Raw genomic sequence first — 8,633 nt, 5'->3', positions numbered from 1 at the left:
TGCAAAGTGCGGTTCGGGCCGATATATAATCGGCCCCTACTTTTACAATATTAATCGTGTATTTTAACCTTTGTCAGCAGTCTAAGGCACTTTTGTGCCTTTTTTATTTTAAGGTCAATCGGATCTAGAACGTGAGGAAGAAGCGATGTTGCAATATTTTGTTAAAGAAAACAAACACTCTATTTTTGAAAATAATTGTTTACCGCAACTGCTTTATTTATGTAATACCGAAACGATGAAAGACTATTTCCCTCGACTATTACATAAGCATAATGATCGTTTGGAAATTGTGTTTATTGTAAAAGGCAAAGGAAATCATTTAATCGGCAATGAAAAATATCAAACCCAAGCCGGCGATATCTTAATTTTTAACCAAGATGTATTGCATGACGAAGTAGCGGAAATCGGTAGCGATATGACCGTATATTGCTGCGGAATTAATAATTTAAAAATAAAAGGTAAGAAAATAAACCATTTGCTCGAGCTGGATTATCCGGCGGTGCTGCCTGCGGGCGACTATGCGGAGGATATCAATGCCATTTTAGGTATTATGGACTCACAAATTAAACAAAATCCCAATACGGCGACTGAAACTTGCCGTTATTTGCTCGCGTCACTGATCACCATTATTTCAAACATTCCCCGTCGCAATATACAGGCCAATAAAAATAATGAATTGATGTTGGTTCATCAGGTTAAACGCTATATTGACAGCCATTATTGGGAGAATATTTCATTATCTTCGATTGCCCGACAATTTAATGTCAGCCCTTATTATCTTTCCCATTTATTTAAACAGGGCAGCGGTTTTTCACTGATTCAATATATGCTGCGGCGTAGAATAGGCGAAGCGCAATCGTTATTGATCAATACCGGTTATAGCATAACCCAAATTGCCACGTTGGTCGGCTATGACAATATCAATTATTTCAGCACTATTTTTACCAAAATGACAGGAATTTCACCTACCGCCTACCGCACTTACTGGATTGGACGGAAAAAATAGCCTTATTTCGGCGCCTGCGCAAGATAATGAAGATGACATCACTAAAACGTGATGTTCTTAACATAATATTAACGTTTTGCAGCTATGAAAAAACAAGATGTTAAACTTTCCCGACTAAAATAGCCGATATACTTCACTCGCAACTTAGCCAAAAGGAGTGAAGTATGAGTATAAAAATTTGCACCGCCCCTTGTTGTTGGGGAGTGGATGATCCCAAAAATCCTTACCTACCGCACTGGACTCAGGTATTACACGAAGCCTCTCGAGCCGGTTATAAAGGCATTGAGCTAGGGCCTTACGGCTATTTGCCGATTGATGTTCAACAAGTGTCCGATGAACTCGCCAAAAATGATCTGTTTATTGTTGCCGGCACTATTTTCGATGATCTGGTTTCAATTGAAAATCAAGCCGCTTTGGAGCAACAAGCGCATAACATTTGCCAATTAATAACCAAGCTGCCGCAAGTGGCACCTGAGCAGGATCAAAAATTTGCTACCCCCTATTTAGTGCTTATCGACTGGGGACATGATGAACGCGATTATGCTGCCGGTCACCCCGATACCGCCCCGCGCTTATCGCAGATACAGTGGCAACAGATGATATCCCATATCAAAAATCTGGCCGCTATTGCGCAAAGCTATGGCATAAGAGCGGTTATCCACCCCCATGCCGGCGGATATATTGAGTTTGCAGATGAAATCGACAAGGTGGTGCGCGATATTCCTTACGATTTAGCTGGATTATGTTTAGACACCGGTCATCTTTACTATTCGAAAATAGAGCCGCTGGCGGCATTAAAAAAATATTGGCCGTTTGTTGATTACCTACACTTCAAAGATATTGATTTGTCCGTCTATCAAAAGGTGATGAATGAAAAAATCCGTTTCTTTGAAGCCTGTGCAAAAGGTGTGATGTGCCGAATCGGGGAAGGCACGCTTGCTTATCCAGAGATCTATCGTCTTTTAAAAGCGCTGAATTATCAAGGTTATATCACGGTAGAACAAGAGCGGGATCCGCGAAATTCAGGTTCGAGTTTGGACGATGTCAAAATCAGCCGCGATTATTTGAAACGTATTGGATTTTAAAGGAGCAAAAAATGATTTACGGAGAAAAACGTGTAGCAAAACCTATCCGCTGGGCAATGGTCGGCGGTGGTCATGGCAGCCAAATCGGTTATATACACCGTTCGGCGGCATTACGGGATTTTTGTTTTGAATTAGTAGCCGGCGCTTTCGATCTCGATTTCTCAAGAGGAAAGGCATTCGGACAGCAACTGCACGTTGCTGCAGATCGCTGCTATCCCGATTACCAAACGATGTTTAACCAAGAAGCGCAGCGGACGGACGGCATAGAAGCCGTCTCGATCGCCACTCCTAACGGCACGCATTATGACATCTGCAAAGCAGCATTATTAGCCAACTTGCATGTTATTTGTGAAAAACCACTTTGCTTCACGGTTAAACAAGCGGAAGAACTGGCAGAGCTTGCTGCAAAGCAGCAAAAAATCGTCGGTATCACTTATGGTTATGCCGGTCATCAAGTGATTGAGGAGGGACGCCGTCTTATCGCCGATGGTGTTTTGGGCGATATTCGGATTGTAAAAATGGAATTCGCGCACGGATTTCATAATGTCGCCGTTGAAAAAGATACCGAAAGTACAAAGTGGCGAGTTGATCCGAAAATGGCAGGTCCGAGTTATGTGCTGGGCGATCTGGGAACGCACCCGTTGTTTATTGCCGAAGTGCTGTTACCGCACTTACGCATTAAACGCTTGCTTTGCTCACGGCAAAGTTTTGTACAAAGCCGCGCCCCGTTGGAAGACAATGCGTTGACCTTAATGGAGTACGACACCGGAGCCGTCGGCAGCGTTTGGTCGAGCTGCGTTAATGCCGGTTCGATGCACGGACAGCGGATCCGGATTATCGGCGAAAAAGCCAGTCTCGAATGGTGGGACGAGCAGCCTAATCAGCTGCGTTTAGAAATTCAGGGCGAACCGGTCAGAATTTTGGAAAGAGGCATGGGCTATCTGCATGACAGCGCCTTGAAAGAAGATCGGATTGGCGGCGGACATCCGGAAGGGCTGTTTGAAGCCTGGTCAAATCTCTATGCCCGTTTTGCCGAAGCGATTGTGTGTAAAAACGAAAGACGGCGGTTCGACTTTTGGTATCCGGATATTTCCGCCGGCGTTGAAGGCGTGCGTTGGGTAGAAAATTGTGTCAAATCCGCAGACCTGGGCGCTGTTTGGGTCGAGTATCAATAAATTATAACTCAAAAGAGAGGCTATCTTATGAAAATTGCATTTGATGTTGATGTGTTGGCGAAACAAATGGGAATCAGCGATATGGTTCACCAAGTTGCGGATTGGGGCTATAAATATATTGAGCAATCGCCGCACCCGAGAATCAATCCGTTTTATAAACACCCGCTGTTTTCCAAAGAATGCGAACAAGAGTACCGCACCGCACTTCAGCGGACCGGCGTCGAAATATCATCATTTATCGTGGTTTACCGCTGGTCGGGCCCGACGGAAGAGCAGCGCCGGCATGCCGTTGCAAATTGGAAACGTATGATCGAAATTGCCGACAGTATGAATGTAAGGGTGATCAACACCGAATTATCCGGCGATCCGCAGCAACCTGAAGTCTGCAACGGTATGTTATTCCGCTCATTGGACGAATTAATGCCGCTGTTTGAAAAATACGGCATTCGCTGCGAGATTCAGTCGCACCCTTATGACTTTTGCGAATTCAATAATGAAACGGTTGATATAGTGAAATCTTACCGTTCCGATCACCTTAAATATGTTTATTCCGCACCGCACGGCTTCTTTTACGACAAAGGAAAAGGCGATGTACGCGCCATGTTGGAATATGCCGGTACGGATTTATCACATATTTTATTCGCCGATACGCATAACCATACCATTGATTGCCGTTACATCATGAATCCGCCGGGTTGCTGCTCCACGATTCACCAACACTTACCGCTTGGAGAGGGGGAAGTTGATTTCGACGGTATTTTTGAAAGCCTGAGAAAAATGAATTTTGCTGACCGCACTTTTGCTGTCGGTGGCGAATCAATTGCTTGCGTTTCTATGTTCGGCTTTCCGGAAAAAATGGCGGTGGAGGCGCCTAAAGCCAGAGAACGACTGGAGAAAGAGTTATTAACCTCATGATTAATCGTACAATAGCATCATCAAATTGACTTAAAACCTGTTTAAGGAGTTTCATATGAGAAAGATCAACCAACTTGTTTTGCTGTTATCTGCCGGATTGGCACTGAATGCGTTTGCGAAAAATGAAGTGGTCGCCTTCAGCTCTCCCAGCCTGTATAGCCCGTTTCAAATAAAGATGAGCCAAGCCGCAGCCGAAGCCGGTAAAGCGCTTGAGCTGAAAGTGCAAGTGTTGGACGGACAAGACAGTTCAACCAAACAAACCTCGGATGTTGATAATTCTATCACCAAAGGTGCCAAAGCAATTTTGATCGCGCCGAATGATGTGAATGCGATTGCGGCGGCAGTGGAAGATGCGATCAATGCCGGAGTCGTTGTCGCTACGGTGGATCGCAAAGTGATCAGCGAGAAAAACATTCCGCATTTCGGTGCAAATAACTATTTGGGCGGACAAAAAATCGCACAAGAGTTAAAAGCGAAATTTCCGGACGGGGCAAATATTATTTTATTAACCGGTCAGCCGGGTTCTACGTCGAATATTGAACGGACACAAGGGATTCGTGATGAACTGAAATCGTATGGCACGCAATACAAAATCATTGTCGATCAAAGCGGTAATTGGTTGCGTTCCGAAGGGTTACGCATTATCGAAAGCGTTCTGCCGACATTGAAGCAAAAACCGGACGTGATTCTATCCGCGAATGACGATATGGCAATGGGTGCGATTGAAGCATTGAGAGCGTTGGGCTATAAAGCGGGTGACATTACGGTTACCGGTTTTGATGCCGGTCCGGAAGCGTTGTCCCGTATTCAAGATGATTGGCTTTATGTGACCGCCGACCAACGCCCGAGCTATGCCGTCAGCACAGCATTAAGCCAAATTGCCGGTAACTTGCGTGAGGGGAAAGCGATACAAGGGCTGGATTTTGCCCCGTTGATCATTAAGAAACAGAATGTCAGAGAAGCGGAACGTATCACGGAATTGAAAGATTAAAGTATATATTAACCGGCACCGCACTTATGATGAGATGAAAAGTGCGGTGTCGAGTTATAACGCTATTTTCTCATACGGCGGATCAAAATCGTCGCACAGCCAAATCCAAGCAAACTGAACGCGGACATAATATAAAAAACGTTATTGTAGCCGGTAATGCCGGGATAATTATCCAGCATATAGCCGTATAGCGTATAGCCGAACATTGACGGCATATAACCGATTAAACAGCCTAATGCCATAGAAGAACCGGCATATTCTCTTGGTACACCGATCTCTTCCATCGGGGCAAAAAAGACTGCTCTTTGCGTAAAAATAATTGCACCGAAGCCTAATGTTGCCGTCATGCCGAGATAAACGCTCATCGATTCGTGTGGTAATTGAATAAAAAGGATCATACTGACAAAAGCCACGATAAATGCAGTTTGCAAATATCTTAACGGCGAGTGGAATACTTTATCCGATAAAAAACCGCCGAGCGGCCCGCCAATCATTTTTAAACCGTATTGGTTGATAATGCCGTAAGCGCCGACTAATGCGACCGGTAAACCGTAAATATCTTTTAAGAATGGGATAAAATAAGTCAGACCGGTATAGGAAGAATACACAAAGAAAATAACAAACGCGGCGAGCCAAGTATTAACATCTTTAATCACATATAGAATACCACTGAAAACTTTTGCATTGGCAGATTTATCTTTTTCAGTGACTTTAATATGATCTTCGTCACCAACTAAGAAATAGGTTATAACACCAACAAGTGCGGTCATCAGCGTATAATAGAGAATACCTGCTTGCATACCTGTTTTGCCTTCACCAAACAAGACAAAGATACCCAATGCGCCGAAAGCGACAATCACATCGACAACGCCTCGTCCGGCCTCTAAAAAGCCGAATAATCTGCCTTGCTCCTCTTTTGTGCCGAGTAACCGTACCGCTTTGAGTAGCACCCGCCAATAAACGACTTCTCCAAAAAAAGCCAGTCCGGCAAACGCAAAAACATAGCCGGTAAATGAAGGAAGCGTGGATAGGTAAAGTCCGCAAGCAGCAACCCCCAACAGCCCTGCCGGCAGCAAATATTTTTTTGAAAAACGATCGGCGAGATACATTGAGAAAAAATAGCCGATTGTCTGTACAATAGCATAAAAAGTGAAACCTAAGCCGATTTCGGTATTGCTCAACCCCCAATCTTGCTGCATCGGCACATAGAAAACATCTTTAATGCTAGAAAGTTTATAAATCGTACCGCCACCCAGTACCAAAAAGCCGAGTTGTACCCATTTGTTAGCAAATAATCCAGTTGTTCTGTTCATAATTACGCTCTCCCGAGATAAGCGACTGCTTCTATTTCGACGAGTGCGTCTTTAGGCAAACGTGAAACTTCAACGCAGGAGCGGGCAGGATACCCATTCTCAAAGTAATCCGAATAGATTCGATTAAATGAATTAAACCGCTCAATATCTGTTAAAAAGCAGGTTGTTTTTACAATGTCTTTTTTACAGCCGCCGGCTGCCGCTAAAATAGCCTCCAGATTTTTTAGCGCTTGACGGGTCTGTTCTTCGATAGCACCATCAACCATGTTGTTGGTGTCTGCTGTAATCGGTATGCAACCTGAAATATATAGCCAGTCCTTAACTCTTGCGGCTTGTACATAAGGTCCGATCGCCGATGGCGCAAGTGCAGTGTGGATAGTCTGTTTCATTATTTTTCCTTAACAATATTTTTGTTTTAAGTGATGTAGGGCATCAATTGAGATTTTCAGCCCGTCCAGTTGTGCTTGAGTAAGGATTGCCAGTGCTTGTGAAGAAATTTTGTGAGGATAATAGTAATCTAAAGGTTTGATTAAACTCTCTGCAAAAGGGGGCGGTTTGATTTGAAAAGCACCGCTAAAAGTATCCATACCTCCTGTACCTTTCGGGCGTGCAAAATTGGCGCAATAGGGATAGCAATTTTCGATATTGATATGTGTAATCGGCGAATCTTCCAGTAAAATTTTAAAACATTGATCAATGTTGATGCTTCCCTGCCCGATAGGTACGCCACATACAACAGGAGTATCATCATGCATGATCACGATGTGATCTTTAAAATGGGTGGAATAGGTATAAGGCGCCAGTGCTTTGACCGCTTCAACCGGATCTTCCCACGCCATCATAGAATTACCGATATCGCAATGTGCGCCGACCCATTGACTGTTTACCGCTTCGATAATACGGATAATTTCTTGTGATGTTTCGTGTTCGTGATTTTCCAATGCTAATTTAATGCGGTATTTCTTAAGTAACGGTACGATCGTTTTGAGTTGAGTCGGGGCTTTTGCCATACGTTGCGGATTAAACTTACCGCTGCTGACATAGGTTCGCACCACATCGGCTCCCAGTTCATTGGCAATTTTCAATGCTGGCGCTAAACTTTCCGTATCACAAAATCGGGTATCTATTTCGCAATAAAAATTATACTTTTCAATCGTTTCTCTTACGCGGTGCAAATAGGTTCTTTGATCACCGTCTAGCACGCCGAATTGCGGATGAAGATTCAGATCGGGAATAATATTTAATTCGACGCCGCTCAATCCCAATTCCCATGTTTTTTGAATAAAAGAGAATACATCCATTTGTCGATGTTGAAAAAGAAGATGGCAAGACTCTGTTTCCAATCCGAATTTCATTGCTGACTCCCTATGTGCTGGAACAATTGCGTAAGTGTAAATATACGGTGTGAGTTGAAATGCCCAATAAATTGGCAATGGCTTTGGTTGCCCCCTTCAATTCGAACAGCCCCTGCTGGTAAAGCTCGGCGATAATCAGTTTATTTTTATTATTTACACCGATAGTCGGATCATAGCTGATTCTGCTGATGACTTTCTCAACCGTCTGATTAAATAAGTCGTCGATATTCTCTGCAAACAGTTCCCCGTTTTTAATTTCGTGGTTTTTAATGTCATGGGCTGCCGCCGATTGCGCTTGAGCCGTATTTGTACTCAATAAAAAAGACATAAAATCGTGTAATGGGGTATCGAGGCTTAAATTAACACAGAGCAAGCCGATAATGCGATCGTTTTCACCCAATACGGCTTGAGTGATAGAGCGCATTTTTTGTCCGTTTTTAGCATGGGTAAAATAGGCATCGGTCACAAATGTTTTTTCTTCCGTCATCTGTTTCAGCATATTTAAGGCGGTGCTGGTGATAGGCGCACCGACCGTTCTATCGGTCAAATGGGAATTCACTATCTTGATCACCGAGCATTGCAAATCGGCTAAAGAGTGCAGCACCACTTCGCAATCATTGCCCAATAGATTTTTTAGCATTGTCAAAACCGGTTCCTGCGAGCGCAGAATCTGTTTATCAACCAGCGTTAAAGGATAGGTTAGTGTTGGAAAATCCCGTGTTTGATTTAGTTTTACCATGTTATTCACTCAAATATTTTTTATTAAAAAATCATAAAATCAATTAAAGTTGAT

The 8,633-nt window shown here is 43.5% G+C and carries 9 protein-coding genes; 5 read left to right on the top strand and 4 right to left on the bottom strand.

The window, feature by feature from the left end; translation table 11 throughout:
* The first annotated feature begins 145 nt into the window (after positions 1 to 145).
* From FHQ30_RS10630 to FHQ30_RS10610, 5 genes are all read left to right on the top strand, one after another.
* The gene (locus FHQ30_RS10630; protein ID WP_139611565.1) at positions 146 to 1,006 is read left to right on the top strand and encodes an AraC family transcriptional regulator; all 861 of its coding nucleotides are present in this window, start codon (positions 146 to 148) and stop codon (positions 1,004 to 1,006) included.
* A 164-nt stretch (positions 1,007 to 1,170) separates the two neighbouring features.
* Entirely contained in the window at positions 1,171 to 2,091 is a 921-nt protein-coding gene (locus FHQ30_RS10625; protein ID WP_139611566.1) for a TIM barrel protein, read from the top strand.
* Between the two features lie 11 nt (positions 2,092 to 2,102).
* Complete coding sequence (locus FHQ30_RS10620; protein WP_139611567.1) at positions 2,103 to 3,266, top strand: Gfo/Idh/MocA family protein; 1,164 nt, start codon at positions 2,103 to 2,105, stop codon at positions 3,264 to 3,266.
* A 27-nt stretch (positions 3,267 to 3,293) separates the two neighbouring features.
* On the top strand, positions 3,294 to 4,181 hold the full coding sequence (locus FHQ30_RS10615) for a sugar phosphate isomerase/epimerase family protein (protein WP_139611568.1): 888 nt from the start codon (positions 3,294 to 3,296) through the stop codon (positions 4,179 to 4,181).
* Between the two features lie 55 nt (positions 4,182 to 4,236).
* On the top strand, positions 4,237 to 5,172 hold the full coding sequence (locus FHQ30_RS10610) for a substrate-binding domain-containing protein (protein WP_084256963.1): 936 nt from the start codon (positions 4,237 to 4,239) through the stop codon (positions 5,170 to 5,172).
* A gap of 62 nt (positions 5,173 to 5,234) precedes the next feature.
* Here FHQ30_RS10610 and FHQ30_RS10605 read toward each other — a convergent pair whose 3' ends face one another.
* From FHQ30_RS10605 to FHQ30_RS10590, 4 genes are read right to left on the bottom strand one after another with little or no spacing between them, the layout of a single operon-like run.
* Positions 5,235 to 6,485: an MFS transporter gene (locus FHQ30_RS10605; RefSeq protein ID WP_139611569.1), complete on the bottom strand. Its 1,251-nt coding sequence runs from the start codon at positions 6,483 to 6,485 to the stop codon at positions 5,235 to 5,237.
* Between the two features lie 2 nt (positions 6,486 to 6,487).
* Positions 6,488 to 6,874, bottom strand: a complete 387-nt coding sequence (locus FHQ30_RS10600) for a RidA family protein (protein WP_139611570.1) — start codon at positions 6,872 to 6,874, stop codon at positions 6,488 to 6,490.
* Positions 6,875 to 6,883: 9 nt separating this feature from the next.
* Entirely contained in the window at positions 6,884 to 7,840 is a 957-nt protein-coding gene (locus FHQ30_RS10595) for a sugar phosphate isomerase/epimerase family protein (protein WP_139611571.1), read from the bottom strand.
* Positions 7,841 to 7,850: 10 nt separating this feature from the next.
* Positions 7,851 to 8,579 (bottom strand): helix-turn-helix transcriptional regulator, encoded by a 729-nt coding sequence (locus FHQ30_RS10590; RefSeq protein ID WP_139611572.1) that lies wholly within the window; start codon positions 8,577 to 8,579, stop codon positions 7,851 to 7,853.
* Positions 8,580 to 8,633 lie beyond the last annotated feature (54 nt).

Origin of the sequence: Testudinibacter sp. 'clade 2', assembly GCF_006227735.1 — a bacterium.
In the GTDB taxonomy this organism is placed as follows: Bacteria; Pseudomonadota; Gammaproteobacteria; order Enterobacterales; family Pasteurellaceae; genus Chelonobacter.
The sequence above is the reverse complement of the archived record's forward strand: the minus strand, read 5'-3'. Positions and strand labels throughout refer to the sequence as shown.

Excerpts from the sequence above, each read along its gene's own strand:
- FHQ30_RS10600 (WP_139611570.1), bottom strand. The coding sequence starts at position 6,874 with ATGAAACAGACTATCCACACTGCACTTGCGCCATCGGCGATCGGACCT.
- FHQ30_RS10590 (WP_139611572.1), bottom strand. The coding sequence starts at position 8,579 with ATGGTAAAACTAAATCAAACACGGGATTTTCCAACACTAACCTATCCT.
- FHQ30_RS10625 (WP_139611566.1), top strand. The coding sequence starts at position 1,171 with ATGAGTATAAAAATTTGCACCGCCCCTTGTTGTTGGGGAGTGGATGAT.
- FHQ30_RS10630 (WP_139611565.1), top strand. The coding sequence starts at position 146 with ATGTTGCAATATTTTGTTAAAGAAAACAAACACTCTATTTTTGAAAAT.
- FHQ30_RS10615 (WP_139611568.1), top strand. The coding sequence starts at position 3,294 with ATGAAAATTGCATTTGATGTTGATGTGTTGGCGAAACAAATGGGAATC.
- FHQ30_RS10610 (WP_084256963.1), top strand. The coding sequence starts at position 4,237 with ATGAGAAAGATCAACCAACTTGTTTTGCTGTTATCTGCCGGATTGGCA.
- FHQ30_RS10620 (WP_139611567.1), top strand. The coding sequence starts at position 2,103 with ATGATTTACGGAGAAAAACGTGTAGCAAAACCTATCCGCTGGGCAATG.
- FHQ30_RS10605 (WP_139611569.1), bottom strand. The coding sequence starts at position 6,485 with ATGAACAGAACAACTGGATTATTTGCTAACAAATGGGTACAACTCGGC.
- FHQ30_RS10595 (WP_139611571.1), bottom strand. The coding sequence starts at position 7,840 with ATGAAATTCGGATTGGAAACAGAGTCTTGCCATCTTCTTTTTCAACAT.